The organism is Rhizobium sp. RAF56 (genome assembly GCF_052113965.1).
Taxonomy (GTDB): domain Bacteria; phylum Pseudomonadota; class Alphaproteobacteria; order Rhizobiales; family Rhizobiaceae; genus Rhizobium.
On record NZ_JBFRDU010000014.1, the window covers coordinates 123,905 to 150,720 of the forward strand.

Consider the following 26,816-nt stretch of genomic DNA (forward strand, 5'->3'; position numbering starts at 1 on the left):
GGACGCTTATCCTCCCAGCGCTTTCGGGCGCACGAAGCGCATCATCAGGATCAAGAGCACGCCGACGATCAGCATAAGGATGACGCTGACGGACGCGCCCAGTCCCCAGTCCGGACTTTGGAAGATCCTGAGATAAATGAGTTCGGCAACCATTACGCTGCGGCCGCCGCCGAGGATGGCGGGCGTCACAAAGAAGCCGAGGGAGAAGACAAAGACCATCAATCCGGCGCCCAGAATGCCCGCCTTGGTCATTGGAACGAAGATCGACCAGAATATTCTCGTCCTAGACGCGCCCATTCCCCGCGCCGCGAGGAAGACCCGTTCATCGAGGCTCCTCATAGCTGACGCTATTGGAAAGACGGCAAAGGGAATAACGAAATGCGTCATGCCGAGAATGACGCCGAACTCGTTGCGCACCATGGTGAGTGGCTCCGAAATGAGCCCCATGGACTGGAACCACGTATTGAGCAGCCCACGATTGGAGAGGAGAGCCACCCAGCCGAAGGCGCGGGTCAGCACGGAAATCCAGAACGGAATGAGGATGCATAGCTCAGTTGCCAGGCGCTGAAACGGTGTCCCGCGAACCCAGACATAGGTGATCACGTAGGCCGCCACGACCGCGCACACGGTCACGATTGCGCAGATTCGGAATGTTCTAAGAAACACGGACTGGATCAGGGGATCACTGACTGCTCTGCCATACTGACCGATGCCGGGTTCCGGCAACGTTACGCTCCATTGCATGATGCCGAGAAAAGGAACGAGATAGGCAAGCCCCAGAAAAAGCACGAGCGGGCCAAGCAGAAGTGCCGGCTTGATAACGTCGGATTTTATCATGCGCTCCCTTCGCCTCGAAACGATCGGGACGTTCGGCAAAGAGAATGTCCCTCCGCCGAGCACCCGCCTTGTGTCTCAAGCCTTTGGTTATGCCGAGATAATTTTGGTATACTCGTCGAGCGCAGGGCCGTAGTTCGTCTCGTACCATTCCATATCGAGTGGCACCTGCTTGACCATGTTGGACGGATCGACCGGGCTCAGACGGGCCTGCTCCGGAGATAGAAGGCTGTCGGCGGCCGGATTGGCCGGACCCTGTCCGAGCATTTCGAACATAACGACTTGCTTTTTCGGATCCTGGGCCGAGGCAATGAACTTCATCGCTGCGTCCTTACCCCCGGGGTTGCCCTTGATGACCGCCATGGCGCCGGGCGAGATCAGGCCCTGGTCCCAGACGAATTTGATGGAGCCGCCTGAGTCCTTCTCAATCAGGCCCGCACGCGTCGACCAGATCAGCGCCATCGAGGCCTCACCGTTCAAGAGCACCGACTGGCTTTCCGCGCCACCGCCCCAATAGGAGACGATGTGGTCCTTGAAGGCGGCAATCTTTGCATGGGCGCGCTTGAGGTCGAGAGGATAGAGCTCGGCCGGCTTGACGCCGTCGGCGAGAAGGGCAGCCTCCCACATGCCAGCGCCCCACTTGTAGAGCGAGCGCTTGCCGGGAAATTTCTCGACGTCGAAGAAATCCGCCATGCCGGTCGGCACCCTGTCGCCGAACTTCGAGGCATCATAAGCAATGATATAGGAGAAAAAGTAGGTCGAGGCAGCGTATTCCCAACCGAAGCCGGGACGCATCTTTGACTTGTCGACGATCTTATAGTCGATTGGTTCGATCATGCCCTTCTTGCCAAGCGTCTGCGCTGAGAAGGGGTCTGCGTCGACGATATCCCAGGCAGGTTTGCCGCTTTTGAACTGAGCCGCGATTGCACCCTCGGTCGGACCGGATCCGTCCTGCTTCACGGTGATGCCGGTGTCGGCCTTGAAGGCGGCGCCATAGGCCTTGTCATAGGCGGGCCCAGCGTCGCCGCCCCAGTTGACGAAGACGAGTTCCCCGTTGGCAGCAAGTGCGCGGGATGCACTCAGCGCCACCGGGCTTGCCGAAAGCAACAGGGCGGCCATTTGCGTGAACCGTCTGCGAGACATTCCGATCTGGCCGAGCTTTTCAAATTTATCGTTCATGCTGTTCTCCTCTGTTTTCTTGACGACAGCGGAAACCGATGTCGCTTGTCTAAAGCACTTACAGAAAGAAACCCTGGTTTGCTGGCCAGCCGGCCCACACGGTCCGACCAGGCTGATAGCCTTGTCTGACCTCGCGCGTCGGCATCTGCAAGACCAAACCGACGCCCCCGGGAGTCTTGAGCGCAAAGCGCGTCTCGGGGCCAAGATAAGTTATCTCGTTAATTTCCGCCTGCAAGACGTTCCCATCGGCGGGCGCCTGTTCGAACATGACCATGTGCTCCGGTCGAATAGCGAAGTGCTCACTCACCGCTTGACCGGGAATTGCGATCCGCATCTGGCGTCCTTCGAAAACGCCCTCGGCGCCCTCGGCAGTCGCCTTGACGCCGGAGAGCGACAGAAAGTTCACGTCCCCAAGGAATTCTGCGATGAACCTGTTTGCAGGCCGCTCATAGACTTCCTTCGGTGTGCCTATTTGCTGTAGCTCGCCGCGATTGAAGATCCCGATGCGGGTCGAAAGCGCCAGTGCTTCAGACTGGTCATGGGTGACGAAGACAAAGGTCGTGCCCGTCTCCTGGTGTAAGCGGCGCATCTCGTCCTGCATCGCGCCACGAAGGTTCTTGTCGAGCGCAGAAAAGGGCTCGTCAAGCAAAAGGACTGAGGGTTCGAAGACAAGAGCACGGGCAAGCGCCACGCGTTGCTGCTGGCCGCCTGAAAGTCCGGCGGGCCGCTTCTTCTCATGGCCGCGCAGACCGACCCGGTCGATCATCTCACCGACACGGCGCTTGATGTCGGCACTGGCGCGGCGCTGCACCTGGAGAGGGAAGGCAATGTTTTGCTCGACCGTCATGTGCGGAAACAGCGCATAGCCTTGAAACACCATGCCGAAGCCGCGCTGTTCCGCCGGAACCCGGGTAATATTGGCGCCGTCCTTGCTGAGCGTGCCCGATGACGGGACCTCGAAGCCAGCAAGGATCATGAGGAAGGTGCTCTTGCCCGATCCTGAAGGACCAAGCAGCGTCAGGAACTCGCCCGATCCCACAGTCAGTGAAATATCGCGTAGAGCGTGGAAGTCGGCATAGGCCTTGCCGATACCGACTGCCATGATCTCGGCCGCCTCACTCCTGCTATGCATGGACGCTCCTTTTCAATGGCGAAATCGTATGGAGGTTTACTGGGTAGAACAAACGAAATCTTTTCGCCCCTTAGACAAACTAAATTTGTCGAATCGCTGCCGGTTTGCTTATCAGATGCCCTAAATGGCGAAGGCATCTGCATCATTTTTCAGCATTTCCGAGTGTAGCCATGACGTAAACGCCAGAACCGCCATATTGTCTGCCTTAGCTTCCGAAACGACTAGATAATAGGACCGGCTGGAGTTGATGCTGATGTCAAAGGGTTGCACCAATTTTCCGCTCGTCATGGCGTGCCTGCAGGTGAAGCGGTCCCCAACGGCAACGCCTTGCCCAGATAGGGTTGCGGAAAAGACAAGGTTCATGTCCGAGAAAACTATCCCCGTTGACGCATAGCTTTGATCGACGCCTGCGAGCGCCAGCCAGCTCTCCCAGTCTTCGTAGCCGCTCAGGTGCAGCAGGCAGACCTTTTTGATGTCTTTCGGGTCATTGAGGCCACCGATCTTGTTGAGAAGGGCCGGGCTGCACAACGGCGTGAACTCGACTTCAACGATGAGCTCGACCCGCATCGACGGCCAGTTTCCTGTTCCGAACGCAATAAAAACGTCGACATCAGGATTGCTGATATCGTCAAGCCGCCTCGGTGTAACCAAGGAGATGCGGACATCCGGATAAGTGTCCCGGAAGTGCGAGATGTAGTTGCAGAGCCAGTTCGAGGCGAAGCCCGGTGTACAGCTGATCGTGATCGACCCGCTGACGCCGCGGCTTGCGTGGCGCGAAGCGGAGCCGGCGATGGCGTTCAACGCAGTCCTTATATCAGCGGCATAGCCAAGGCCTTGTTCGGTTAGTTCGACGCGAGTGCCGACCCTGTTGAAGATCTGAAACCCAAGCTCGCGCTCAAGCAGGCGCAACTGGTGGCTAATCGCGCTGCGCGTGAGATTGAGCTCGTCGGCCGCCTTCCATACGGTTCCGTGCCGCGCAAAGCTTTCAAGCGCCCTCAATGCCTGCGTCGACGGAATCCTCTGCATTGCTCCACCTTTCCCGGTCGATTGATAAGCTAGACCGGATTTGGAGCATTGGCGAATTTGATTTGTCAACCGCGAGAAAACATTTCACTTTTTCGCCAATCCGAACCGCAGTTAACTGACGGACGAAGCCCTGCCGAGAAAGCGAGCGAAGATCATCGTGCCCCTGTCGTCCGCAGCCCAAACATCAGCCGTTGAATTCGTCGATTCGATCCATAGTGATCTCTCGCAATGGACGGCGCACATCTTCAGTCTCGGTGAGCCAGCGTGGCGGGAGTATCAGTCTGCGGCATGGTACGTTGCACTGTTGCGAGCAGAGGGCTTTAGCGTGGAGGAAGGTTCCGCAGGGATGCCCACCGCCTTTTGCGCCGAGTGGAGCAACGGGCGAGGCCCAGCCATCGGGATGTATGGCGAGTACGACGCGGTGCCGGGAAACTCTCAAGCGGCGACGACCCGCAAAGAACCCCGCGTCGGCCTCGGCTATGAGGCCGCCGGCCATACCGATCCTCACTCCGCGCTTGGTATAGGATCTCTTGGCGGCCTGCTCGCGACGAAGGCGGCAATGCAGCGGAATGGCATCAAGGGAACTCTGCGCTTCACCGGCGAACCGGCGGAAAAGGTGCGGGGTTCAAAGCCGATCCACGCCGCGAAGGGCTACTACGACGGTCTGGATGGCATGTTTTCGTTCCATCCTTTTTACATGCTGCCGCTCTGTAACACCGTGCGTTGGGATACGCATTGCGGGGCCGCCTATTCGATGATCTATCGCTTCATCTGCGACGAGCCGGAACTGTGGGGCGCCAGCGATGGCGCGCCGATCCCGCAGTCGCATTCGGCGGTGCGGGCGCCCGGCGCCAACGACGCACTGATGACAATGTACATGGCATCGAAGGCGCTACGCGATTCGATGCTGCCACATCAAGGCGGATGGTCGATCAGTGAAGCAATCCTCACCGCCGGGCAGGCGACGGCCGATAACCTCCCGGCCGGGCTTGCTGAGATCCAGTACATGATCCGCGTGCCGTCCATTTCCATGGCCGAGCAAGTGGTGGCGGTGCTCGACCGCAACGCGGCGGCCGCGGCCGCCATCAGCGGCTGCCGATACGAGCGCCACTGGGTGTCGAAATCCCGGCCGGGGCTTGCCAATCATACGATGGCGGATCTCGTGTGGCAGTCCCTGCAGATCGTCGGGGCGCCGAAATGGGACGAGGCAGCCAAGACCGTTGCGCGTGAGATCCAGGCGAACCTGGGCCTGGATGCGATGCAGGATCCATTCATCGACGAATGCGAGCGGCTGATCAACCCTCGCCATGCCGAGGCGATTCTTCGGCACGACCTGCCGCCTTCCCAAGTCAATTCGACGTCGGACGATTATACTGACATGACCTGGCAGGCGCCGACGGCGCGGTTCTATATTGCGCGGCCGGCGCTCAAGGCGCCCATGGGCTATCGCTACCCGTCATGGGTCATGAACGCGCTAGGCGGTATTCCTGAGACAATTGATCCGACGGTGATTTGTGCTGCCAAGATACTGGCGCTCTCGGCGCTCAGGCTGCTGGAGGACGAGACGTTGCGCACCGCCGCCAAACGCGAATTCCTAGATCGCACTGGCGGTCCCGGCGGCTCGGCATGGATCCCGCCGCTTTGCGACTATGCGCCGCCGATCGACTTCCGCTGGCCCGAATATGTAACCACCGCCCGTGGCCGGGACTGGTGGATCCCCAGACCGTCAAACAAGGAGGTATGATATGCAGTTCAACGAGCCTTTCTCGCTCCAACGCCGCAATCTCAAAGGTGGCACCGCCCGTCTTACGGAATGGGGTTTCAACAACGAAACCGACCCGCTCACCGACGTACTGCTTGGTTCGCCGGCCCATCTGAAACATCTGTCGACCAGTTCGCTGTCGCGCAAACATCTGCGTGAAGCGCCCTGCAACATCCAGTCTGCTCAGGCGCAGCACAAGGAACTCGCCTCTGCCTACGAGCATTTTGGCGTGAAGATCCACTGGCATCAGCCAACGCCGGAATTGCCGATGCAGGTCTATTCGCGCGATTCGAGCGTCATGACCCCCTTCGGCGCGATCATTACGGCCATGGCGAACTGGTGGCGACGCGGCGAGAATTATGCGGCGATCCGAACCTATGAAAAGCTCGGCATCCCAATCTACGACATGGTGACGGCCGGCACATTCGAAGGTGGCGATTTCAACGTCATCGAAGACGGTTGCGTGCTGATCGGCTGCGGCGGCGCTCGGACACAGGAAGAAGGCGCCCGTCAGGTCGAAGATTGGTTCAAGAAGGAAGGCTGGGAAACGCGCCTTGCCTTCATCGACGAGTATTACGTCCACATCGACCTGATGGTCGTGCCGATCGCGCCGAAACTCACCGCCGTATGCCTGGCCTGCACCGAGCCGGGCATCGTCGAATGGTTGAAGGGCAAAGGCCACGAAATCATCGACGTGCCCTTCCAGGACACGATCGCGCTTGGCTGCAACTTCATGTCGCTCGGACGCGATAAGGTGATCGCGCCGACGTCAAGCACGACGCTGATTGAACAGCTGCGCGCACGCGGCTTCGAGGTTGCTGCGATCGACATGAGCGAGATTTCCAAGACGGGTGGCGGAATACACTGCATGGCCCAGGCCCTGCGTCGCGAAGCCGCCTGACTATCTAGCGACGGGGGCGAAGGATCCGGCGAGCGAGTTTCCTCAATGAGGCTCGGCAGCGTCCCGCCCGCGATAAACTCCTGCGCGACCTGCCGTTTGAACTCGATACTGTGACTACGATGTCTTGCCATAGGTCCACTTTCGGAAACCCGACAACTCTGGTCAATTCGTCAAGCCTATTTGTCGACCCTCAGGGCGCATTCCACTCAGGGGCGCACTCCAGTCTCCGGTACAAAACGTCACCTATCTCTCAGGTCGGACAGATTCTTTGCCACTGAGCGATTCACCGCGAACGTTACGCAGACGCCGCCGTTTGCGGCCCAACTTCGCTGATATGAACTTGGTGAAGGGCGTATGGGGTTAGCCCCCGGCTACCTGCGACAGTTGCTGGACGAGGACATCGAAAACGACGCGACAGCGTGCGCTGCTGCGAAGATCTTCATGCATAACGACCCAAGTTTCGAGGCCAATGTCGAATTCAACTGTCAGGACGCGGATAAGATCGGGATCGGACGCAGCGATGGCCACCTGACAGATGCCGATGCCGAAACCGGCGCGGATGGCAGAAAGCTGGGCAACATCGCTGTCGACGCGCAGCGCGAACGCCGCTCGGTTTAGCGCCGGATAGTGTTGAGCAATGGCACGAATGGCAGGCGTCTCGACGTCGTAGCCGATGAGATCGTGATGGCTGAGGTGCTCGATCGTCAGCGGAACGCCGCGCCGGGCCAGATAGTCGCGATGGGCATGAAGTCCAACGGGAAAAGCGCCGATGCGCTTGGCCACCAGCGATTGCTGCTCCGGTCGCACCATGCGGATTGCAATATCCGCCTTGCGCTGAAGTAGGTCGTCGATCGCGTTGGACAACGACAGCTCGATGGTCAGGTGCGGAAACTGTTGACGCAAACCGGCTAGGATCCGCGGCAGGTGTTCGACACCAACGACTTCGCTCGCACTGATCCTGACGGTTCCTCGAACCTCGCCTGCACGCCCTTCGGCCGTTCGCAGGAATGCGGCCGATGTCGATGCCAGCAGTTCGGTATAAGGCTTCAACTCCAAGGCCGCATTGGTCGGCGACAGGCCACGCGGCGTTCTGAGAAAAAGTGTCGTTCCGATCGTGTCTTCAAGCGCATCGATATGGCGCGCGATACTGGGTTGCGTCAGGCCGAGCGCACGTGCCGCGCCTGATAGGGAGCCCTCCCGCAGAACGGCATTGAAGGTGCGATACAGGTCCCAGCTTGGCTCAGAGTTCATAGATTTCCGTATATCATATATAAGATTAAAGACAATTTCGTTCAGCCGGAAAATCCCCGACATTGGCTTCACCAAACGAGGGAGACGGACATGGAACGGAAATTGGCATTGGTGCTCGGAGCAACGGGCGGAATCGGCAGCGAGGTCGCAGCGAGGCTTGTTTCGGCAGGCTGGCAGGTGCGTGCTCTCAATCGCGATCCCGACCGCGCCGCAAAAGACCCGCGGTTCGTGTGGATCAAGGGCGATGCCTTGAATGCTGCCGACGTTGCCGCGGCAGCAGACGGCGTATCGCTTATCGTCCACGCGGTGAACCCGCCCGGCTACCGTGACTGGGACAAGCTGGTCCTGCCGATGCTTGACAACACGATTGCAGCGGCACGTGCGAACGGTGCCTGCATCCTTCTGCCGGGCACCATCTACAATTACGGCACCGAGGTTTTTCCGGAGATTTCAGAGGATGCAGCGCAAAACGCCTGCACCCGGAAAGGCAAGATACGGGTCGAGATGGAGCGTCGCCTGCGGGCGGCGGCGGATAGCGGCGAAGCCACGGTGCTAATCGTGCGTGCCGGCGACTTCTTCGGTCCCAAGGCGGCAAACAACTGGCTGAGCCAGGGCCTTCTCAAGCCTGGGCAACGTCCGACAGTGATCAGCTATCCCGGTAAGCCCGGTGTGGGACATCAGTGGGCCTATCTACCCGACGTGGCCGAGACGATGGTCCGCCTGATCGAGCACGGCAATCTCGGTGATTTCGCCACCTTCCACATGGAGGGGCATTGGGATTCCGACGGAACCCGGATGGTGGAGGCTATTCGCCGTGTGCTCGGTGGACCGAAAGTTCCGGTCAAGCGCATTCCGTGGCTGATGATACGGCTTGCCTCGCCTTTCGTGCCGCTGCTGCGGGAACTGGTCGAAATGAAATATCTGTGGGACCGTCCTGTCCGCCTGCGCAGCGACCAGCTGCAAGCAATGATCGGTGCCGAACCCCGTACCTCGCTCGACGAGGCACTGGGCACCACGCTTGCCGCGATGAAGTGCCTGTGACGAGTCGCTATCCGTGACAGCTCATCACCCGCGCCGCCGGCGCGCCTCATTGGGTGGTGTATAGCGCAAAATATGCGGATTGTTTGCCCTGCGAATTGACGGGGCCAGCACGAAGGCGCCAACCATCTCGACAGGCGCGACCAGGCGCTCGTCGTCTCTGGCGGCAACCCAGACAGGATCTGGTTTCTTTGGCCACGACGACGGTGACGTCGACCGCCAGTGTGGCGCCGATGAGGACGAGAACCTCGACTGCGACTGCCAATGTGAGGAGGTCTGGGATGTCGAACTCTACCGTGGGCAGTTGGTCAATCACGCTGGCTTCTTCGTCACCGCCGAGCCTTGCCGGCCCGAGCACCGCGACGAGATCGTCACCTACTAAGGTTTATTTTGGCCTGGCAGGAACTCCTTTCAGCGTCTTCCTCCTTCGCAGCAGGTGCGTCATGAAACTTGCGCACCACCGCGGCCGGGTCATCCGTGAGGAGAACCCAATAGGTGACCGCCGGGAGTGGATCCGCAGCAAGAGACGCAGGGATTGACTCCAGGAGCGCCCGCTCCAGCTTCCTAAGTCTTCACCCAGGGAGACCCGCCATGATCCTGCCTCCGATGCAGCCTGAGCCCTATGAGGACCGTGCAAGCGATTGCGAGATGGCAGTCGAGATGAAGGTGCACGAGCTCGTTGACCAAGTCGTGGCGGTAGGTTGGAATCGCAAAGAGGCAATGGCGGCGATCGCCAACGTCATCCTCAATGAGATGTTCGCCCTGCAAGAAAACGAGCAGACGAACGTCCGGTTGGCGGAGGCGCTCGGCAAGGTCGAGCACTGAAATGGGCTCCTCATTCACAGCCAAATGTGTGAAACAGCATCGAAGGTTGACCCCTGCCGATTCTGCGTAATACATTGATTTACATACACAAAATTGAAATCGGGAGGGGTCACGACCGACGCAGATAATGACCCCGCCCGGATCGCGATTTTGCATGCAAAGTCATGCACTTGCTGCCTTTTATCCGGGGGGGACCTTCGGTGCTGATTCACACCCACGCTGAAAGCTGCCACGTTGTTGTCGCTGTAGGCGCTGACGAGACGCCTCCTTTCCATCGACAGGGAAACGAATTTGCCAGTTCTCTGGAGAAACAGGGACGCACGGTCGTGAGAAGAGCGATCGGGCGGGCCAATCATATGAGCAGCGTCAGGGACCTCGGTATCGCAGGAACCGCCGCAGCGGAGATCCTCTCCGACGTCATAGCACGCAGTCTGTGAAAGGGATTTGAGCCGCGGCCAACAATGACAGAACTTTGGAAGTGCCGCGCCAGACCAGTTCACCGCCCTTGCCGAAACTGCGACCAATCTATTCGGAAACTCACGAAGGACCGGGCTCGATCCGCAAAATCTGATAAGGCGTTGTGGCTGATGCCTCGACGCCGAATGGATCCGCTCGCCGTCGATGTCCACCTAGGGCTGAGATGTCTCAAGCCATGGATCGCAATGTGTCGAGAGCTTGACGGTATTGGTGAGAGACCCCCGAGCTTCAGACCTTCACCATCGCCACGGCCATAGTTAGTCTTTTCGACCGCTTCCGGCGCAACTGCAACCCGAGTTGTCCTGGTAATGTCACCTTTGCAGCGACGGCGACCAGTGGCTCGATGACTATTATGCGGGCGCGCACCGGGCCTGCTAGTCGTGAGCGCCGATCTTCTACGCCGCTAATTGAGATCGTTGTTGTCGCGGTCATCGGCGATCTGAGGGTGCTTCCTCCCCGGAACGAGAAAGCACCGCCATGTCACGGATTTAGCCTCACCCGGCACTCCGGCCACTTGAGACCTCGCCTCTTCTGCTCACCTTGGCCGGAGCTTCAAGAGTCAGCTGCGGGGCTGAAGCAGCGCCAGAACGATAGTCGATCCCGCCAAGACGGCTGTAAATGTCAATGGCGCTGAGGCGCCATAGTGATCGACCATATAGCCGCCGAACAGCGCACCTATGCTGATGGCGACCTGGAAGGAAACGACCATCAGGCTGCCAGCAGCCTCCAAGGCGTCCGCTGCGCCCCGGGACAAGTTGGTAGGCAGTACCACCGGAGCCATCCCAAAAGCGAAACCCCAAAGTGCAACCAGGGCAAACGCGATGCCGCTATATGCACCCCAGAGTACGAGAGCAAGCGCCGAAAACGCCATCAATACGCCGGTGACAGCGAGCGCCATGCGGATATTGGCGTCTGCCAGTCGGCCGCCAGCGACATTGCCGATCACAGCGGCGATGCCAAACCCGAGGAGCGCCAAGGCAATCGGCCCGGTGCCAAGGAGCGTCACTTGTTCGAGGAAGGGTCGCACGTAGACCGAGCCGGCAAAATGTCCCGTCATCAGCAAGAGGATGGCAAGCATTCCCAGTTGAACAGTGCGCCGTTTCGTCAGCCGGAAGACGTCGGAAAGACTGTTGCTTGTGCTTGCGGGTAGCGTCGGCAAGCTGAGTATCTGCAGCAGCATCGCAATAGCTGCGAGCCCTGCAGTCATGGCCATGGCGGCACGCCAGCCGAGCCCATCGCTAATCAAAGCACCCATAGATGGTGCAGCTATGGTGGCAAGAGAGACCCCGAGGGTGACTATAGCCATACCGCGACCTGTCGCATTGGTGCCAACCAATCTCGCCACGACGGCAACTGAAAGCGCCCAGAAACCACTGAGCGCGATGCCCAGCCCGGCTCGGCCCAACAACAATAGCCAAAAATCCGTCGCGAGCGCGGCCACGAGATTGGAGCCGATAGCCAAGGCACTTAGGCCAACCAGGACAGTCTTCCGGTTCAGTTTGCCGATGAGAACATTGCTCAACAAGGCCGTCACCGCGCCAACAGACGCGGTGGCGGTGACAACCTGACCGGCGGTTCCCTCGCTGACGCCAAGGTCACGCGCCATTGGCGTCAACAGACCTGCCGGCAGGAATTCAGCTGACACCAGCGCAAAGCTTGTGGCTGCCATTGAAATAACGGCAAACCAGGTCGTGGGGCTCCATGTACTCGGAACGACAGAATCGAGGCCAATCGCGGGGCAGTCAAGCTGTGATGTTGTGTCTGTCATTGAAGTACCTCCAAGGTTTGGAGGTCTTAATAGCGGAGTCTTCCAGGATGATATGTGTCCTAAAGTCCGAATTCTATGTCCGTTCGTCCGGAAATGGTGCGGCGCACAACGCCAGGTGAAATGCTGGTGATGCGCTTGAAGGCGCGAGCGAAAGAAGCTTCCGATTCATAGCCCAGCTGAGAAGCGACCTCGGCAACCGACATGTTTTGACCAAGCAACTCTCGTGCAAGCTGCATGCGCAGACGGGCGAGATACCGTGCCGCTCCTTCCCCTAAGATGGCGCTGAAGCGTTCCGCGAAGATCGAGCGCGATTGACCTGCCACGCCAGCAAGGGTCTCAAGCGTCCAGTCATGGCCGGGATCTCGGTGCATGGCTGCCAGCGCACGACCGATATGAGGATCACGGATCGCGGCGAGCCAGCCGCTGGTCGAGGCTCCGCTGCAATTGACCCAGCAGCGAATAAGCCGCGCGACCAGAACGTCCGCCATGCGTGACAAGACCGTGGCGCTGCCGATTTGAGGCTGCGACGCCTCTGCCGTCATGGCGGCGAGGAGGGGGCCGACGATCGGATCATTGCCAGCAACATCACAACCCTTGATGATCGGTGGCATCAGAGCGATCAAAGGGTTGAGGGCATTCGCACCCAAAGCCATGGAACCGCAGAACAAGGTGCTCGTCGCTCCTGTTCCTTCCTGCAGCACTTCGCAGACATTGCCCCCCAACCTGTTGACCTGACAGCTCTTAAGCGAGTCCCCGACAACATCGGGCTTACTGGCCAGTCGGTGTTCGACACCTTGTGGCAACAACGCCAGATCGCCGTCCTGCAACTCCTGCCATCCTTGGGCTTCGGTATAGATCCAGCATGGCCCCTCACTGACGAAATGAAAGCGAAGCAGGTGTTGCTGCGGAAAGGCGATGCTCCATGGATGACGTAGCTCGCAGCGGCCGTAGTTGACTCCACTCAGGCGAAAGTCCTGTAGAACTTCGCTTAGTGCGTCCGTCGGAATTTGCGTCGGAGAACGGGATGAACGATCAAGCATTGAGGTAATTTATATGCCGGCCGTCCGGACTGCAAGTGAGGCATCTGCGTCATGGCCGCCTCTGAGGTCATCAATGGGAATGGAAGCAACTGACCCGCTCGTAGTAGAATTCCAATGTCTCAGCCTAGCTGATCTGCGACCCGGCTCACCAATGGAACAAAAAGCCGACCAGAGCTTCATCCAAAACGTCGTCTGGCGAGTGCAGCTCCGCGACGGCTTTGTCCGAATTGAAGTCGATGGGCGTCCCGCTCATAGTTATGGGATGGTGCGCCTCGGCGTTCGGCTATCTTGCGGCGATGCGGCAGGCGGTGTGGTCGCGAGAATATAGCAGCGCCTCGAGGGGTCGAAATCCCTGACCACATAGCCGTCGGCCAGTGCCTGCTGGAAGATCGCCCGGTTTTCAAACCGGACTTCGGTTGCCCGATCACTATCACTCGAAAGCAACCGTTCGAAATCCTCAGGTATCACGATCACCCGAGTAGTGCCGGGGGTATATTCGAGCGGACTACGGTCGCCCTGCATGCGGCGAATAGCAACGGAATCATCAAGGATCCAATCCACTCGCAGACGATCGGAAGGTGCCCCTTTGTTGATGCCCTCCATCTCGCCGTAGAAATCGCAGTAGTAGGTTGAGGCCTGCGCACCCAGAGCCCGGATGTTGAGGGCGGCATTGGCAACTCGCAAGGGATCATAAGTCCAACGGATTCGGCGGATTCCGTTATCCAGGCACCATTGCCTCTGGAATCGCTTGAGCCCCAGTCCAAGACCGAGGCCGCGGGCATCCGGCAGTACGGCGAGGCGATGCGAATATTGCACGTCCTGATGACGGGTCGGAAAACCGAATACAAAGCCCATAAGTCGGCCCTCAACGAATGCCCCGCCGACTAGCCCGCCCTGCCCCTGAATGACCATCAGCAGATCGAAGGGATCTTCCTTGTCGCCTTGGCCCCAGACGGCCCTTTGCAAAGCTTCGGCCGCCTTGAATTCGACAAGGCTTCCGAGAGGGCGATATTCAATTGTCGTCATCCCGAGAAGCTTTCTGTGGACAAGGTGATACTATCGATGAAGGTCCAGTCCGGGGTCACACCTATGCCAGGCCCTTCGGGAACCGGCATGCGGCCGCCGACAGCCTCGAGCTTTTCTTGAATGAGGTCGCGAGCGAAATAGCGGCTGGCGGAGGAAGTGTCGCCCGGTTTCGTGAAATTCGGAAGCGTCGAGAGGTGAATGTTGTGGGCGCGGCCAATGCCGGATTCCAGCATTCCACCACACCAGACCGGCACCTCGAAGGCAGCGCAGAGATCGTGGACGCGCAGGCTTTCGAGATAGCCGCCGAGGCGGCCGACCTTGATATTGATGACACGACCGGCGTCGATCTGCAGCGCCTTGCGGGCATCCTTGACACTGCGAATGCTTTCATCAAGGCAAATCGGCGTCGAAATCCGCTGCTGCAGGGTCGCATGATCCTGAATGTCGTTCCAGGCCAGCGGCTGTTCGATATAATCGAGACCGTAGCCGTCAAGTTTTTGCAGCATGCCGGTATCGGCGAGCGTATAGGCACTATTGGCATCGACGCTCAGCGCAACATCGGGAAATTCGCCTCTGACGGCCGCGACCAATGCTACGTCATGGCCCGGCTTGATCTTCAGCTTGATGCGCTTGTAGCCCTGCTCGACATGGGAGGCGACCCGGCCGAGGGTTTCGGCAACGGGGCCGATTCCGAGAGAAACGCCGACATCGATGGCATCGCCGGATCCGCCGAGAAGGGTCTTTATCGGCCGTCCGAGCGACTTCGCCCAGAGGTCCCAGAACGCCATCTCCACCATCGCCTTGGTCATCTGGTGGCCGCGCCACGGTGCTAACAACGGCTCCAGCGCTTGCGGGTTTTCAAATGCCGCGCCGGTCACCTGCGGCAGCAGCGCATCTCGCAGGAGCGCCATCGCGCCGGGGATCTGCTCATCGAGATAGTCGGGCAGCGGATCCATCACACCTTCTGAATAACCCTCAAGCCCTCCCGATCGCAGGATCAGCAGCGGGATGATCTTTTCGTGCATCGTTCCCGTGGAGATTGTGAAGGGCGTCAGCAATTCGAGCCGTACGAGGCGAAGTTCGGCACTGTCGATCTTGAGCGCGTGTTGGGCCACTGATGGCATTCGGTTCTCCCGGAATGGCTGCCTTTTGCCGTATCTGATGTCCGCCGGAAAGCAAATGCAACCCCTGGCCAGAAAGAAATGAAACTTTTTTTTCATTATTGATTATATGAAATATATGTGTCAGATGTGTTTGGTGACCCCCTGCAAGGGGCGCAGCTCAGGGAGGGGCGGCGTGGAAAAACCCGGGATTTCAGAAAGCGAATTGCACCGCAAGGTTTCTGCAAGCCTGGAGGGCGCAACCCGCACCGAAAACGCCATCGCTAACTATCTCCTAAACAATATCAATAGCTTGCCGTTTGAGACCGCGTCGTCCATCGCCCAAAAAATTGGCGTCAGCGAGGCCAGCATTGGCCGCTATTGCAAATCGATTGGCCTTGCCCACTTCCGCGAACTGAAGAGCCTGTTGCAGTCTGATCTTGGCGACCGCGCCTGGCTGATCGGTGACCGGCTTCGCGACTTCCACCAGCGATCCTCCATGGGCAAGGCGGAACTTGCAAAGGCTCTGGAGCTCGAGATCGCAGCTCTTGTGGCTGTCTACGAGCTCGCCGCCACCGAAGAATTCGAGCGTGCAGTCGCGCGGATTGCCCATTGCAAAAATGTTTATGTCGCGGGCTTCCAAACCGAGCGTCATCACGCCTACGATCTCGCGCATAACTTGCAGTATCTGCGCGATGGCGTGCATATGGCTGATCTTGCAGGCGGACACTTCGCCGAAATCCTGCTGTCTGACCCAGCCAGCACCTGCCTTGTCTTGATTGATGGACGCCGCTATTCGCGGCTTACATGGCGGCTCGCGGTCGAGGCAAGCGAAATGGGCATACCCGTGACGTTGATCACCGATCCCTATTGCGACTGGGGTCGAGGCCTCGTGAACGAGATGCTCACCGTCCAGACCAACCTCAACCAGTTCTGGGACACGACCCCAGCCATGGCGAGCCTGATTTCCCTGATGGTCAACGGCGTTTTCCAGGCGCTTGGCGCCGAGGTCGAGGACCGCATGATGAAAGTATCGTCGCTCTATCACCGCATGATCGGTCATGCCGGTGACCGGAGCGGGCCTGAAAACTGACTAAGAACACCTATAGGAGGAACAGCAATGACACTGAATTTCCGTACCGCCCTGCTGGCTGCCGGGGTTTGCCTGTGTACCATGGCGCCTTTCGCCGCCGGTTTTGGGACCGAAGCCGAAGCGCAGGAGGCAACTTTCGTCATCAAAGCGGCGGACGTCGGCGCTCCCACGTACAACCCGCCTAAGGCATCGAACCTCAACGGCGCAACATCGCTGATCTATGACCGCCTGGTCGAGCGTGACAACCAGTCGAAATACCATCCGCACCTGGCGGAAAGCTGGGAAGAAGCCGCTGATGGCAAATCCTGGGTGTTCCACCTGAGGAAGGACGTCAAGTTCCACAATGGCGAGCCCTTCAACGCCGAAGCCGTAAAGGCCTGGCTGGCGCTCTTTGCCGGCACCGACAACGCCTATTTGACCGAGGCGATCGACAAGGTCGACGTGGTGGACGAGAACACTGTCAAGTTTGAAATGAAGCATCCGGATCCGAACATTCTCTACAACCTGTCGAGCCTGTTCATGGGCGTCGTTGAGGCGAAGGCCTACGCGGCTCTCGGCGACAAATTCGGCGTCACCGAAGCCATCGGCACCGGCCCCTACAAGCTTGAAAGTTTCACCGTCGGCCAGGAAACCGTTCTCGTTCGCAACGACGATTACAAGTGGGGTTCCGAACTCTCGAAGAATACAGGCCCGGGCAAGATCGCGCGGATCACCTTCCGCGAAATCGCGGAGGATTCCACGGCATTCCTCGAATTGAAAACCGGCGGCGTCGATATGCTGCTCAGCGTTCCCACCGATTATCTCGGCGAACTCGCCAAGGAGAAGAATGTCGGCGTTCTGACCCTGCCGGGCCAGGAAGTGCTCTACATGCCGATGAACGTCAAGGCCGAGCCCTTCAATGATATCAAGGTCCGCGAAGGCGCTGCGAAGGCGATCAACCAGAAGGAAATCCTGGCATCGATCTATAGCGGCGTGGGCGCGGCGGCCGATACGTTCCTGATCTCCTCGCTGGCGGAATCGAAGGTCGCTGACCAGTACAAGATCAGCTACAATCCGGATCGCGCCAAGGCGGCTCTCGATGAAGCCGGCTGGAAGATGGGCCCCGATGGCATTCGCATCAAGGACGGCAAGCCCCTCAAGGTCACTCTATGGACCCAGAGCGACACCGGCTTCCGCCGCCTGACCGAGGTCGTGCAGGCACAACTCAAGGCGGTCGGAATGGACGCCGAAATTACCACGTTCGATAGCTCAGCGATCCGTGACCAGTACAAGAGCGGCAAGCAGCAGATCGCTGTTCGCGGCTATCTCTGGGACAATGCCGATATCATCGACTGGTTCTTCGGCGGCGATCGCCTTGGTTACCCGAATGTCTCGATGTTCAATGACCCGAAGGCTGAGGAATTGCGCAAGAAGGCAATATCCGGCTCCGCAAACATGGAAGAACGCGTGAAGAACTTCACGGCCTACCATGAATACGTCCTGTCACAGTTCCCGATGGCACCAATCTACCAGCCGGTGCAGACCGTGGGATACAACAAGGACCGCCTGAAGGTTCCAGAAACCATCAATTCGCCGCAGTATCAGGCAGCGGCGATCATGGACACCGAGGTCATCAACTAGGCTTCGGCAGGCTAAGGAAAAGGGCGCCATGCTCGGTTACGTCATCAAACGGCTGGCTATGCTGGTGCCCGTGTTTCTCGCGGTGTCGGTCGTGGTCTTCCTGGTAATCCATCTGATCCCAGGGGACCCGATCGACAATCTCGTCAAGGTGGGGTCTAGCCCCGCCCAGAAAGAGGTCATAGCTGAACGCTATGGCCTCGATAAGCCGCTCGTCGAGCAGTACGCGCTGTGGCTCGGTCGTCTCCTTACCGGAGATCTCGGCGACGCCATCGTTGCCCGGCGGCCGGTTTCCGATCTCGTGGGGCAGGCCCTGCCCTACTCCTTGCAACTTGGCGCGCTGGCCCTGGCATTCTCCACCGTCGTTGGCGTTTCGCTTGGGTTCATCGCCGCCAGCAAGCGTGACACCGTGGTCGATCAGGCAATCATGGGCGGCGTGCTACTCGGCTCGACGCTTCCGAGCTTCTGGCTCGGGTTGTTGCTGATCCTCGCCTTCTCGGTGCAGCTTGGCTGGTTCCCAGTTTCGGGTGCCCGCGGCTGGAGTTCACTGGTCCTCCCGGTGCTGACCGTCGGTCTCGGCGGAACGGCGCTTGTCGCCCGCGTCACCCGGGTCGCGATGCTGGACGTGATGCAGAAGGATTTTATCACCTTACTGCATGCCAAGGGTCTTCACCCGTGGCGCATCCAGATCCGCCACGTGCTTCGTCACGCGCTGATGCCCGTGATCACTATTCTGGCGCTTCGCATCGGCTGGATCCTCGGCGGCGCCGTCACGGTCGAGGTGGTCTTTGCGAGACCCGGCCTCGGCACATTGCTGATCAAATCGATCAATCAACATGATTATCCAGTCGTTCAGGCGTGCCTGTTGATGCTGGCCATGGCCGTCATGCTCGGGACGCTGATTGGCGATCTGCTGCAGGCAATGATGGATCCTCGCGTAAGAGCTGCACTCAGATGACCCTTTTGACACAAACGCAGGCCGCCCCGCGGCAACAGGGCGCAATCGAACGCGCTCTCAGGTCGCCGAAGGGCGCGCTCTCAGGAGGCTGGCTGCTGCTGGTCATCTGCGGGGCGGTGCTTGCGCCATGGCTCACCGGCTACCACTACGATATCCAGAACCTCACCGATGCGTTCCGGGCGCCGGACGCTTCGCACCTTCTCGGCACCGATGAATTCGGCCGCGATCTCCTGACCCGTATCCTCTACGGAGCCCGCACTTCGCTGACGGTCTCGGCAATCGCCATCGGCATTTCAGTGATCACCGGCATGGTTCTCGGCGCGACGGCAGGATATTTCGGCGGCTGGCTGGATCGCGCCGTCTCCGTCGTCGTCGATCTCACCTGGTCGTTTCCCGAGATCCTCGTAGCCCTGTTCCTGGTCGCAATCATTGGACCGGGGGTAACCGGCACGATGGCAGCTATCGGCGTCGCCTATCTCGCCCAGTTCACCCGGCTTACCCGGGCACAGATCATGGCCATCCGCAACGAAACCTATATCGAGGCAGCCCGCAGCCTGGGAGCGCGCGACAGCCACATCGTCTTGCGCCATCTCCTGCCGAATTCGCTGGCGCCGGTTCTCGTTTCCGGCATGCTCGCCACGGGAGACGGCATCATTCTCGAAGCGACGCTCGGCTTCTTCGGACTCGGTGCCCAGCCGCCAACTCCGAGTTGGGGTGCGATGATGTCCTCCGGTACCGCCCAGCTTTTCCGCGCGCCATGGATCATCCTCTTCCCGGGCCTTGCCGTTGCCAGCACCGTTATCGCGGTGAACCTTTTCGGCGATGCGTTGGTTCGCGCGCTCGATATCCGAAGCCGGATGCGGGAAGTGTGACGATGCTGCTTGAAGTAGAGAACCTTTCCATTCGCATTGCGGCAGTCACGCCGGTCGCCGATCTGAGCTTTTCGGTTGATCGCGGTGAAATCCTTGGCCTTGTTGGTGAAAGCGGTTCCGGGAAGTCGCTGACGGCTCTTGCCGTCACGGGCCTTCTCGGCCGGATCGGCGGGACGGTGTCAAGCGGCGCGATCCGCTTCGATGGCCGCGATCTTGCCCGCATGCCTGAGCCGTCGCTTCGGGCGCTGCGCGGCAAACGGATCGCGTTCATCACCCAGAATCCGATGACTGCCCTCGATCCCATCGACACGATCGGCAACCAGATCGACATCGTGGCGAAGCTGCACCTGAAGCTTTCGGCAGCGGATGCACGGCGGCGCACCATCGACATACTGTCGCAACTGCGTATTCCGGAAGCCGCAGCGCTTTGCGATGCCTATCCGCACCAGCTCTCGGGAGGCATGAAGCAGCGGATCGTCATTGCCATGGCGCTTTCCGGCGAGCCCGATCTGATCGTCGCCGACGAGCCGACCACGGCGCTCGACGTCACAGTGCAGGCGCAGATCGTCGCGATCCTTTCGCGGCTTGTGAAAGAACGCAACGTCGCGCTGATGCTGATTACCCATGACATGGGCGTGGTGGCGCAGGTCTGCGATCGGGTTGCGGTGCTATATGCCGGGCGGCAGGCCGAAACCCGCGCCGTCGGTCCGCTTTTTGCCCATCCGGCCCATCCCTATACGGCGGCGCTGATTGACTGCATTCCGCGAGCGGGCATGGCACGTGGCAGCCTGACCGGCATACCCGGAACGGTCCCGGGCGTTGCCCAGTATCCTGTCGGGTGCCGTTACCATCCCCGCTGCGCACGGGCGGGCGAAGGCTGCGCTACCATCGTTCCCGTCCAGTCTCCGCTTGCTGGAGGGGGAACGGTCGCCTGCCACTATCCGCTGGAGGAACCGGCCCATGGATGAAATCCTGCTCTCGACGCAAGGGCTTTCCAAAAGTTTCGAGCTGGGCGGCGGGCTGTTTTCCAAACCGAGCCGGATGATGGCCGTTCGCGAGGTCGATCTCAGTGTCAGGCGCGGCTCGGTTACCGGCATTGTTGGTGAAAGCGGCTGCGGTAAATCCACGCTTGCGCGCTTGCTGCTGCGCCTGATCGAACCGACCGGTGGCATGGTGCGGTTCGACGGCACCGCGCTTCCCAAACTCTCGCGCCGCGAAATGCGACTGATGCGTCGGCGGATGGCGATGGTTTTCCAGGATCCATATTCTTCCCTCGATCCGCGTTTCACCATCGCCGAATGCCTGCGCGAGCCCTTTGCAGTACAAGGTCTGGCGGTGCCGGAAGGACGTATCGAAGCCCTGCTGCAGCAGGTCGGCCTGCCCTTGCAGATGATGAACGCCTATCCGCACCATCTATCGGGCGGACAGCGCCAGCGGGTTGGAATTGCCCGGGCACTAGCGCTCAGCCCGCAGATGATCATTCTCGACGAGCCGACCGCCTCGCTAGACGTCTCAATCCAGGCGCAAATCATCTCTTTGCTGGAAGCCCTAAAGGCCGAGCTTGGGCTAACCTACATTTTCATTTCGCATGACCTCGGGCTGGTCCGCTATTTCTGCGACCGTATCGTCGTGATGTATCTCGGCTCGATCGTAGAAGAACTGCCTGATCCAACCAGCGAGCCGCGGCATCCCTATACTCGCGCCCTGCTGGACAGCAATTTCGTGCCCGATCCCGAGCGTCGCAAGGAGGTTGTGCCGCTGGTTGGCGAAATTGCCTCGCCCTTCAACTTGCCGAAGGGCTGCGCATTCGCTCTGCGCTGTCCCCGTTCATCCGAACGTTGCGGCGGAGAAATCCCTTCTTTGGAGACCGGGCCGGATGGGCACCGTGTCGCCTGTTTTCATCCCCTTTGATCCCTGAGGTCACCATGAGCCATCACGTTCTCACCGCCGAATTCATCCACGAAAGCAACACTTTCAAGATGGGTCTCACCCAGCTTCGTGCCTTCGAAGTGGATCTCCTCAAGGAAGGCGATGTTGCCATTGCCGAGCGAGGCGACGCCCCCACCGAACTCGCCGGCTTTCTCGACGGCGCACGTGAAGCGGGCTGGAAGGTCAGCCACGTGATCTCCGCGCATGCCGAACCCGGCTCCAAGGTTTCCCGCGAGGCTTTCGACTATGTGGCGGACCGCATCTGCGCTGCCGTCGAAGCCAAGAAAGAAACGCTCGACGGCATCCTGCTCGGCCTGCACGGCGCGATGGTCACCGAATTCTGTGAGGATGGCGAAGGCGAACTGCTGAAACGTATCCGCGCAATTGTCGGCGACAAGATGCCTATCGCGATAACGCTCGATCTACACGCCAACGCAACTCCCGACATGGTTCGCGACGCGGACATCATCGTTTCCTACAAGACTTATCCGCATGTTGATATGCGCCTCGCCGGCCAACAAGCGGCAAGGCAGTTGGAAAACGCGATGGCCGGAAACACCCGGCCGGCGACGCTTCGCGCCCATCGCCCCATGCTGGATGAAGTCAACGGCGGACGCTCCGATTCCGGGCCGATCGTGCCACTCTACGAGGCGGCGCGGAAATATGAAACGGAGCCGGGCATTCTGGCCGTATCGATAAATTCCGGTTTTGGCGAGGCGGACATTCGTGACGTTGGGCCAACGGTTCTCGTTACCTACGATTCCAACCTGCCCGGCGCGGCCGTACGCGCAAGGGACATTGCGGAAGGGATCGCCGACGTCATCTGGGACGTCCGGAGAGAGACCGAAAACGTCTATCTGGACGTCACGGACGCGGTAAAAATCGCCCAGGACTTCGATACGTCAAATGGCCCACTCATCATTGCCGACTACGCAGACAATCCGGGTTCGGGAGCCTATGGCGACGCGACCAACTTGCTCAAGGCGATGATCGACGGAGCTTTGCAGAATGCCACGTTCGGTCCCGTCATCGATCCGGACGCGGCTCTCGCGCTCTCCGCCCATCCGGTCGGGTCCGTCGTTACAGCGCCGATCGGCGGCAAGAACGACCCGGCGCTCGGCGGTGGTCCACTCGTGCTGACCGGAGAGATCCGGTTGATCTCGGACGGAAACCTTATCGGCGACGGACCGATGATCGGAGGCCTGCATTTCTCCTTCGGCACATCTGTAGTTTTTCGCGTCGCCCACATCGACATTCTCATCACGACCGAGCGGGGCCAGATGCTGGACCTGCAGCAGTTCAAGGCATTCGGCATCATTCCAGAAGAGAAATCCGTCGTGGCGTTGAAGTCGATGCAGCATTTCCGCGCTGCCTTCGAGCCGATCGCGGGTCGAGTTATCGTCTGCGATTCTGGTGCGCTGTCGACACCGCAGGCGCACAAACGTCCCTACAAGAATGCCCCCCGCCCAATCTTCCCGCTTGATCCTGATCTGGCGATCTGAACGGGGCATTCGCTCAGGAGCAATGAACGTCTAACTGCGTGACCAAGACGATCACCACGGAGAATGACTACGGTGACCGCACCACCCAGCGAATCCGAACGTGCGACTAGCTGGATAGGGCCTCGCGATTAGCGGGAGAGACGCCACTTCATTTCGCTGGCCAAGATCGAGCCTCTCGGTCGATCCGGTCGGCGATGAGATAATAAGCATCGGCAGCGGCACGCGCCTTGGTACGTGCTACCTTGCTCCTCTTACAGTCCGTGCCGCGGGGCTAGCACCGGCAAGCGGGGGCGTTCTGGCCTCGGCCTAGACGCCGCAGCGCAAGCACATCAATCGGCGCCAATGGCGACATGGAACGGCCGAAAAATTATATCTGTTCAGGCAAAACGAGAAGTAGCTTTGTCGCTGCTGGTATTAAAGGTAGCAAGGACAACCCTTCCCGGATATCAAGGAAACATTCGACGCTGTTGCCCAAGGAGCGGTTGACGTGCAGAAGGGGGAAAGGCGAAATACATCGTGTTTCTGCAGCTGGACACATCTTCATTCGAAAGTTCGTTGCGAGAATTCGCAGGGGCGTTGCGCAGCGTCGGAGTTGGACATCCAAAGGGCACACAGCGCTTTTGCAGTCCTTGGCTGGGCCGCTGCTCGACGTTCACTTTGGATAATGCTCGAGATCATCGCGATCCTACTGCCGATCACAAGCGTGAAGGCGCAGGATGCTGAACCGAGATTGTACACAAATGCACCGGTTGGACTGAATTTTCTGATATTGGGCCACCTATACTCGGAAGGCAAAATTGCATTTGATCCATCATCGTCGATCACGGATGCGCATTTTCACAGCAACACTGAAGCTTTGGCTTATGTTCGAACGCTAGATATAGGGGGCAAATCAGCCAAGTTCGATGTGATACTGCCCTATTCATCTTTTTTCGCGAACGGTCTCGTGGGCGGCCAGCCCAAAGAGCGCGAGATGTCAGGACTGGGTGATCCACGATTTCGACTTTCGATAAATCTGTTGGGCGCCCCCGCCCTTTCGGCACAGGAGTTTGCGAACTACCAGCAGGATTTCATTGTCGGAGCGAGCCTGCAGGTATCGGCCCCGCTGGGACAATATGACGACACAAAGCTGTTAAATCTCGGCAACAACCGCTGGTCGTTCAGGCCGGAATTGGGTATTTCGAAGGCGTCGGGACCTTGGTTGGTGGAAGTTGCTCCAAGTGTTACATTTTTCACCGACAATACTGATTTCTTTGGTGATCGCACATTGTCACAGGCACCGATCTACGCTGTGCGCGGCGACATCGTTTACAATTTTGAATCCGGCGTTTGGGTTTCGCTGGATGGCACCTTCTTTACAGGGGCGCGCACCACGGTAAACGGCATTAGGGGAGATAACGAGCAATCGAACACGCGGGCCGGCTTAACGTTTGCACTACCTTTGGATCGCCAAAACTCTGTGAAATTCAACGCAAGTACAGGAATCTCAACCCGCACCGGAAGCGAGTTCAGCGTCTTCGCTGTTGCATGGCAACTACGCTGGTGACGTTGCCGCAGCGGTTTTGAGAGCTTGGTGGCGTTCGAGCGAATTCGACCGAGCCGACACGCCCGTATGTCGCCGGCAATTTCATCAGTAACCGCATTTGGCCCTCCACCGGTGAGGACATCGGTTCGCACCGGGCGCATTTTGTCGGCCTATCAGTGTGTCTGGGCCGGCCACGTGGTGATGAGATCGCCGTGAAGGGTCTGAACGGTCGTTGGCTGGCGACACACTAGCAAATAGAGCGCAACGATATGCGTGATCATCAGCAGTGGCACGTAGATGATCACAATCGCGTAGGCCGCGCCTAGCTGCCCCGCCAACACAGGTAGGCCGGACTGGTTGCCGTGATAGTAGTCGATGACGAGGTCACCGGCTCCCACGAGGTTGAATGCAACGACGAACAGCCAAAACAGTGGACGGATGCGAAACGAACTTAGGGCCAACATGGCCAGCACCCCGGTGGCGATGTCACCATAGGCGGCCCCGATGGCAAAGTCGCCCGGCAGATTTGGACCGACGACACCGGGAAGAATGAACACGAGTCCGAAGAAGCGGAAGCTATGGAGCGTTGCGATGACCCGCTGTGCCTCGGCGCGGTCTATCGACTTAAGCCAGGGCAGGACGTAGGCGCCAACGCAAAGCAGCCAAGGGACATAGCCCAGGACCAGGTGAAGCTGAAAGATAGATGCTGCGGACATTTTCGCCTCGTGTCTTAGCTACTGGTTTCCAGACCAGATATACGTCCGCTTACGGTGGGCAACTATTCGAGATAATATGGATGGGGCATGAAGCACAACTTCACAGTTAGGCAAGGTGCGCTCGACGGGGTGGAGGCATTCCTGAGCGTCGCCCAGCACCGGAGCTTTCGCAAGGCGGCGGCCGAACTCGGCGTGACCCCATCGGCCATTAGCCAGTCTGTGCGCACGCTCGAGGCGCGCATCGGCGCAGTTCTGTTCATACGAACAACGCGCAGTGTCGGGCTGACGGAAGCCGGGGAGAGATTCCTCTCGCGCGCAAAGCCAGCCTTCGAAGAACTCGTCGCCGCTGGCGCGGTCGCGCGCGACCTTGGACAACGACCGACTGGAAGGCTGCGCCTCTCGGTGCCACGCGCCGTTGTCCCGATCGTCCTCGAGCCGCTTATTGCTTCCTTTTCCCAAGTCTATCCCGAGGTCGAAGTAGAGATCGCCGCCAGCGAGAAACTGGTCGATCTCGCGGCCGAAGGGTTCGATGCAGGCATAAGAATGGGTCAATTCATCGCCGCCGACATGATGGCGGTTCGGCTGACGCCGCCGTTTCGGTTCGCGATCGTGGGGAGCCGGGCCTACTTTGCGGACCGGGAGATGCCGCGGATCCCGGATGACCTGCGCCAACACGCGTGCCTCAGAATGCGCCGGTCCAACGGCGCGCTCGCGCTGTGGACCTTCAACGACAACGGCCAGGTCATCGAAGTCGCCGTCGCCGGGCCGCTCATAGCTCACGACTTCCCGACCATGCTCGGCGCAGCCGTCGAGGGCATGGGGTTGGCTCAGGTGCCGAAGCCGATCGCTGTTGACCAGATCAGAGCTGGAAAGCTCATAGAGGTGCTTCAATCATTCGCGCCGACAGGCCCAGGCGTATTTCTTTATTATCCCAGCCACCATCAAATGACCCCGAAACTGCGAGCTTTCATCAATCACGTCAAGAACCGTTCGTCTGCGGCCGGCAAAGCTCGGAGCAACCGGTAAGCAAGCCTGTCCGCGGTGAACTGGGTGACGTTATCCTCGATCAGAAAGGTGGCTCGACAAGCGTACCCTTGCCGACCGCGCCAGCGTCTATCGTCAGCGGCCTTCGAGTATGTTGTAGGCAGAAACTTCGGACGGCGAGGTGGGATTGTGTTTTGCCGCCGCAGCCGCGTCTCTGTAAAAGAGCGCGGCCATCACGCCTTCATCGCTTGCAGCGCGTCG

The 26,816-nt window shown here is 59.3% G+C and carries 25 protein-coding genes and 1 pseudogene; 15 read left to right on the forward strand and 11 right to left on the reverse strand.

All coding sequences use genetic code 11. The features are described from left to right. Positions 1–6: 6 nt before the first annotated feature. The 4 genes from AB4048_RS14155 to AB4048_RS14170 form a co-directional block, all read right to left on the reverse strand. Positions 7–837 (reverse strand): ABC transporter permease, encoded by an 831-nt coding sequence (locus AB4048_RS14155; protein WP_442202601.1) that lies wholly within the window; start codon positions 835–837, stop codon positions 7–9. An 87-nt stretch (positions 838–924) separates the two neighbouring features. Next, positions 925–2,013: an ABC transporter substrate-binding protein gene (locus AB4048_RS14160; RefSeq protein ID WP_442202602.1), complete on the reverse strand. Its 1,089-nt coding sequence runs from the start codon at positions 2,011–2,013 to the stop codon at positions 925–927. A gap of 58 nt (positions 2,014–2,071) precedes the next feature. Further along, complete coding sequence (locus AB4048_RS14165) at positions 2,072–3,145, reverse strand: ABC transporter ATP-binding protein (RefSeq protein WP_442202603.1); 1,074 nt, start codon at positions 3,143–3,145, stop codon at positions 2,072–2,074. A gap of 120 nt (positions 3,146–3,265) precedes the next feature. After that, on the reverse strand, positions 3,266–4,171 hold the full coding sequence (locus AB4048_RS14170; protein WP_442202604.1) for a LysR substrate-binding domain-containing protein: 906 nt from the start codon (positions 4,169–4,171) through the stop codon (positions 3,266–3,268). Between the two features lie 346 nt (positions 4,172–4,517). On the opposite strand from AB4048_RS14170, the gene AB4048_RS14175 reads away from it, so the two are divergent. Both AB4048_RS14175 and AB4048_RS14180 read left to right on the forward strand, forming a co-directional pair. Further along, positions 4,518–5,915 (forward strand): amidohydrolase, encoded by a 1,398-nt coding sequence (locus tag AB4048_RS14175; protein WP_442202605.1) that lies wholly within the window; start codon positions 4,518–4,520, stop codon positions 5,913–5,915. 1 nt (position 5,916) lies between these two features. Next, the gene (locus tag AB4048_RS14180) at positions 5,917–6,834 is read left to right on the forward strand and encodes a dimethylarginine dimethylaminohydrolase family protein (RefSeq protein WP_442202606.1); all 918 of its coding nucleotides are present in this window, start codon (positions 5,917–5,919) and stop codon (positions 6,832–6,834) included. A gap of 360 nt (positions 6,835–7,194) precedes the next feature. On the opposite strand, the gene AB4048_RS14185 is transcribed toward AB4048_RS14180, so the two are convergent. Continuing rightward, entirely contained in the window at positions 7,195–8,085 is an 891-nt protein-coding gene (locus tag AB4048_RS14185) for a LysR family transcriptional regulator (protein WP_442202607.1), read from the reverse strand. Positions 8,086–8,175: 90 nt separating this feature from the next. Here AB4048_RS14185 and AB4048_RS14190 point away from each other — a divergent pair, with 90 nt between their 5' ends. The 3 genes from AB4048_RS14190 (at position 8,176) to AB4048_RS14200 (ending at position 9,948) form a co-directional block, all read left to right on the forward strand. Further along, positions 8,176–9,126: an NAD(P)H-binding protein gene (locus AB4048_RS14190; RefSeq protein WP_442202608.1), complete on the forward strand. Its 951-nt coding sequence runs from the start codon at positions 8,176–8,178 to the stop codon at positions 9,124–9,126. A gap of 79 nt (positions 9,127–9,205) precedes the next feature. Continuing rightward, complete coding sequence (locus AB4048_RS14195; RefSeq protein WP_442202609.1) at positions 9,206–9,505, forward strand: hypothetical protein; 300 nt, start codon at positions 9,206–9,208, stop codon at positions 9,503–9,505. Between the two features lie 209 nt (positions 9,506–9,714). Continuing rightward, positions 9,715–9,948 carry a hypothetical protein gene (locus AB4048_RS14200; RefSeq protein ID WP_442202610.1) on the forward strand — a complete coding sequence of 78 codons (234 nt, stop codon included), beginning with the start codon at positions 9,715–9,717 and terminating at the stop codon, positions 9,946–9,948. A gap of 1,036 nt (positions 9,949–10,984) precedes the next feature. On the opposite strand, the gene AB4048_RS14205 is transcribed toward AB4048_RS14200, so the two are convergent. From AB4048_RS14205 to menC, 4 genes are all read right to left on the reverse strand, one after another. Beyond that, positions 10,985–12,193: an MFS transporter gene (locus AB4048_RS14205; protein WP_442202611.1), complete on the reverse strand. Its 1,209-nt coding sequence runs from the start codon at positions 12,191–12,193 to the stop codon at positions 10,985–10,987. Between the two features lie 59 nt (positions 12,194–12,252). Then, positions 12,253–13,233 (reverse strand): cupin domain-containing protein, encoded by a 981-nt coding sequence (locus AB4048_RS14210; protein ID WP_442202612.1) that lies wholly within the window; start codon positions 13,231–13,233, stop codon positions 12,253–12,255. Positions 13,234–13,488: 255 nt separating this feature from the next. Beyond that, the gene (locus AB4048_RS14215; RefSeq protein ID WP_442202613.1) at positions 13,489–14,259 is read right to left on the reverse strand and encodes a GNAT family N-acetyltransferase; all 771 of its coding nucleotides are present in this window, start codon (positions 14,257–14,259) and stop codon (positions 13,489–13,491) included. Further along, a complete protein-coding gene (gene menC / locus AB4048_RS14220; protein ID WP_442202614.1) occupies positions 14,256–15,383 on the reverse strand; it encodes an o-succinylbenzoate synthase in 1,128 nt (375 codons plus the stop codon). The genes AB4048_RS14215 and menC overlap by 4 nt, the downstream gene beginning before the upstream one ends. Before the next feature lie 124 nt (positions 15,384–15,507). Here menC and AB4048_RS14225 point away from each other — a divergent pair. Continuing rightward, positions 15,508–15,741, forward strand: a pseudogene (locus AB4048_RS14225) (hypothetical protein); the annotation flags it as partial. Here the strand turns inward: AB4048_RS14225 and AB4048_RS14230 are convergent. Next, positions 15,655–16,065 carry a hypothetical protein gene (locus tag AB4048_RS14230; protein WP_442202632.1) on the reverse strand — a complete coding sequence of 137 codons (411 nt, stop codon included), beginning with the start codon at positions 16,063–16,065 and terminating at the stop codon, positions 15,655–15,657. The pseudogene AB4048_RS14225 and the gene AB4048_RS14230 sit on opposite strands and share 87 nt — an antisense overlap. Here AB4048_RS14230 and AB4048_RS14235 point away from each other — a divergent pair, their 5' ends adjacent. The 8 genes from AB4048_RS14235 (at position 16,066) to AB4048_RS14270 (ending at position 24,876) form a co-directional block, all read left to right on the forward strand. After that, positions 16,066–16,452: a hypothetical protein gene (locus tag AB4048_RS14235; RefSeq protein WP_442202633.1), complete on the forward strand. Its 387-nt coding sequence runs from the start codon at positions 16,066–16,068 to the stop codon at positions 16,450–16,452. A gap of 27 nt (positions 16,453–16,479) precedes the next feature. Then, the gene (locus AB4048_RS14240; protein WP_442202615.1) at positions 16,480–18,072 is read left to right on the forward strand and encodes an ABC transporter substrate-binding protein; all 1,593 of its coding nucleotides are present in this window, start codon (positions 16,480–16,482) and stop codon (positions 18,070–18,072) included. Between the two features lie 28 nt (positions 18,073–18,100). Further along, positions 18,101–19,027: an ABC transporter permease gene (locus AB4048_RS14245; RefSeq protein WP_442202616.1), complete on the forward strand. Its 927-nt coding sequence runs from the start codon at positions 18,101–18,103 to the stop codon at positions 19,025–19,027. Continuing rightward, positions 19,024–19,899: an ABC transporter permease gene (locus tag AB4048_RS14250; protein WP_442202617.1), complete on the forward strand. Its 876-nt coding sequence runs from the start codon at positions 19,024–19,026 to the stop codon at positions 19,897–19,899. The genes AB4048_RS14245 and AB4048_RS14250 overlap by 4 nt, the downstream gene beginning before the upstream one ends. 2 nt (positions 19,900–19,901) lie before the next feature. After that, the gene (locus AB4048_RS14255) at positions 19,902–20,867 is read left to right on the forward strand and encodes an ABC transporter ATP-binding protein (RefSeq protein WP_442202618.1); all 966 of its coding nucleotides are present in this window, start codon (positions 19,902–19,904) and stop codon (positions 20,865–20,867) included. Next, positions 20,860–21,810, forward strand: coding sequence for an ABC transporter ATP-binding protein (locus AB4048_RS14260; protein ID WP_442202619.1), 951 nt, complete (start codon positions 20,860–20,862; stop codon positions 21,808–21,810). Before AB4048_RS14255 ends, AB4048_RS14260 begins: the two co-directional genes overlap by 8 nt. Positions 21,811–21,824: 14 nt before the next feature. Beyond that, positions 21,825–23,330 carry a M81 family metallopeptidase gene (locus tag AB4048_RS14265; RefSeq protein WP_442202620.1) on the forward strand — a complete coding sequence of 502 codons (1,506 nt, stop codon included), beginning with the start codon at positions 21,825–21,827 and terminating at the stop codon, positions 23,328–23,330. Positions 23,331–23,994: 664 nt separating this feature from the next. Further along, the gene (locus AB4048_RS14270; RefSeq protein ID WP_442202621.1) at positions 23,995–24,876 is read left to right on the forward strand and encodes a transporter; all 882 of its coding nucleotides are present in this window, start codon (positions 23,995–23,997) and stop codon (positions 24,874–24,876) included. 152 nt (positions 24,877–25,028) lie between these two features. Here the strand turns inward: AB4048_RS14270 and AB4048_RS14275 are convergent, their stop codons facing one another. After that, the gene (locus tag AB4048_RS14275; protein WP_442202622.1) at positions 25,029–25,571 is read right to left on the reverse strand and encodes a hypothetical protein; all 543 of its coding nucleotides are present in this window, start codon (positions 25,569–25,571) and stop codon (positions 25,029–25,031) included. 87 nt (positions 25,572–25,658) lie between these two features. Here AB4048_RS14275 and AB4048_RS14280 point away from each other — a divergent pair, with 87 nt between their 5' ends. Then, a complete protein-coding gene (locus AB4048_RS14280; RefSeq protein WP_442202623.1) occupies positions 25,659–26,597 on the forward strand; it encodes a LysR family transcriptional regulator in 939 nt (312 codons plus the stop codon). Positions 26,598–26,816 lie beyond the last annotated feature (219 nt).

Bases quoted from the DNA above. Each gene is read 5' to 3' on its own strand.
- AB4048_RS14155 (WP_442202601.1), bottom strand. From the start codon at position 837: ATGATAAAATCCGACGTTATCAAGCCGGCACTTCTGCTTGGCCCGCTC.
- AB4048_RS14160 (WP_442202602.1), bottom strand. From the start codon at position 2,013: ATGAACGATAAATTTGAAAAGCTCGGCCAGATCGGAATGTCTCGCAGA.
- AB4048_RS14165 (WP_442202603.1), bottom strand. From the start codon at position 3,145: ATGCATAGCAGGAGTGAGGCGGCCGAGATCATGGCAGTCGGTATCGGC.
- AB4048_RS14170 (WP_442202604.1), bottom strand. From the start codon at position 4,171: ATGCAGAGGATTCCGTCGACGCAGGCATTGAGGGCGCTTGAAAGCTTT.
- AB4048_RS14175 (WP_442202605.1), top strand. From the start codon at position 4,518: ATGCCCACCGCCTTTTGCGCCGAGTGGAGCAACGGGCGAGGCCCAGCC.
- AB4048_RS14180 (WP_442202606.1), top strand. From the start codon at position 5,917: ATGCAGTTCAACGAGCCTTTCTCGCTCCAACGCCGCAATCTCAAAGGT.
- AB4048_RS14185 (WP_442202607.1), bottom strand. From the start codon at position 8,085: ATGAACTCTGAGCCAAGCTGGGACCTGTATCGCACCTTCAATGCCGTT.
- AB4048_RS14190 (WP_442202608.1), top strand. From the start codon at position 8,176: ATGGAACGGAAATTGGCATTGGTGCTCGGAGCAACGGGCGGAATCGGC.
- AB4048_RS14200 (WP_442202610.1), top strand. From the start codon at position 9,715: ATGATCCTGCCTCCGATGCAGCCTGAGCCCTATGAGGACCGTGCAAGC.
- AB4048_RS14205 (WP_442202611.1), bottom strand. From the start codon at position 12,193: ATGACAGACACAACATCACAGCTTGACTGCCCCGCGATTGGCCTCGAT.
- AB4048_RS14210 (WP_442202612.1), bottom strand. From the start codon at position 13,233: ATGCTTGATCGTTCATCCCGTTCTCCGACGCAAATTCCGACGGACGCA.
- AB4048_RS14215 (WP_442202613.1), bottom strand. From the start codon at position 14,259: ATGACGACAATTGAATATCGCCCTCTCGGAAGCCTTGTCGAATTCAAG.
- menC (WP_442202614.1), bottom strand. From the start codon at position 15,383: ATGCCATCAGTGGCCCAACACGCGCTCAAGATCGACAGTGCCGAACTT.
- AB4048_RS14230 (WP_442202632.1), bottom strand. From the start codon at position 16,065: ATGCACGCCATCGCGCAGATACTGCAAGTTATGCGCGAGATCGTAGGC.
- AB4048_RS14235 (WP_442202633.1), top strand. From the start codon at position 16,066: ATGGCTGATCTTGCAGGCGGACACTTCGCCGAAATCCTGCTGTCTGAC.
- AB4048_RS14240 (WP_442202615.1), top strand. From the start codon at position 16,480: ATGACACTGAATTTCCGTACCGCCCTGCTGGCTGCCGGGGTTTGCCTG.
- AB4048_RS14245 (WP_442202616.1), top strand. From the start codon at position 18,101: ATGCTCGGTTACGTCATCAAACGGCTGGCTATGCTGGTGCCCGTGTTT.
- AB4048_RS14250 (WP_442202617.1), top strand. From the start codon at position 19,024: ATGACCCTTTTGACACAAACGCAGGCCGCCCCGCGGCAACAGGGCGCA.
- AB4048_RS14255 (WP_442202618.1), top strand. From the start codon at position 19,902: ATGCTGCTTGAAGTAGAGAACCTTTCCATTCGCATTGCGGCAGTCACG.
- AB4048_RS14260 (WP_442202619.1), top strand. From the start codon at position 20,860: ATGGATGAAATCCTGCTCTCGACGCAAGGGCTTTCCAAAAGTTTCGAG.
- AB4048_RS14265 (WP_442202620.1), top strand. From the start codon at position 21,825: ATGAGCCATCACGTTCTCACCGCCGAATTCATCCACGAAAGCAACACT.
- AB4048_RS14270 (WP_442202621.1), top strand. From the start codon at position 23,995: ATGCTCGAGATCATCGCGATCCTACTGCCGATCACAAGCGTGAAGGCG.
- AB4048_RS14275 (WP_442202622.1), bottom strand. From the start codon at position 25,571: ATGTCCGCAGCATCTATCTTTCAGCTTCACCTGGTCCTGGGCTATGTC.
- AB4048_RS14280 (WP_442202623.1), top strand. From the start codon at position 25,659: ATGAAGCACAACTTCACAGTTAGGCAAGGTGCGCTCGACGGGGTGGAG.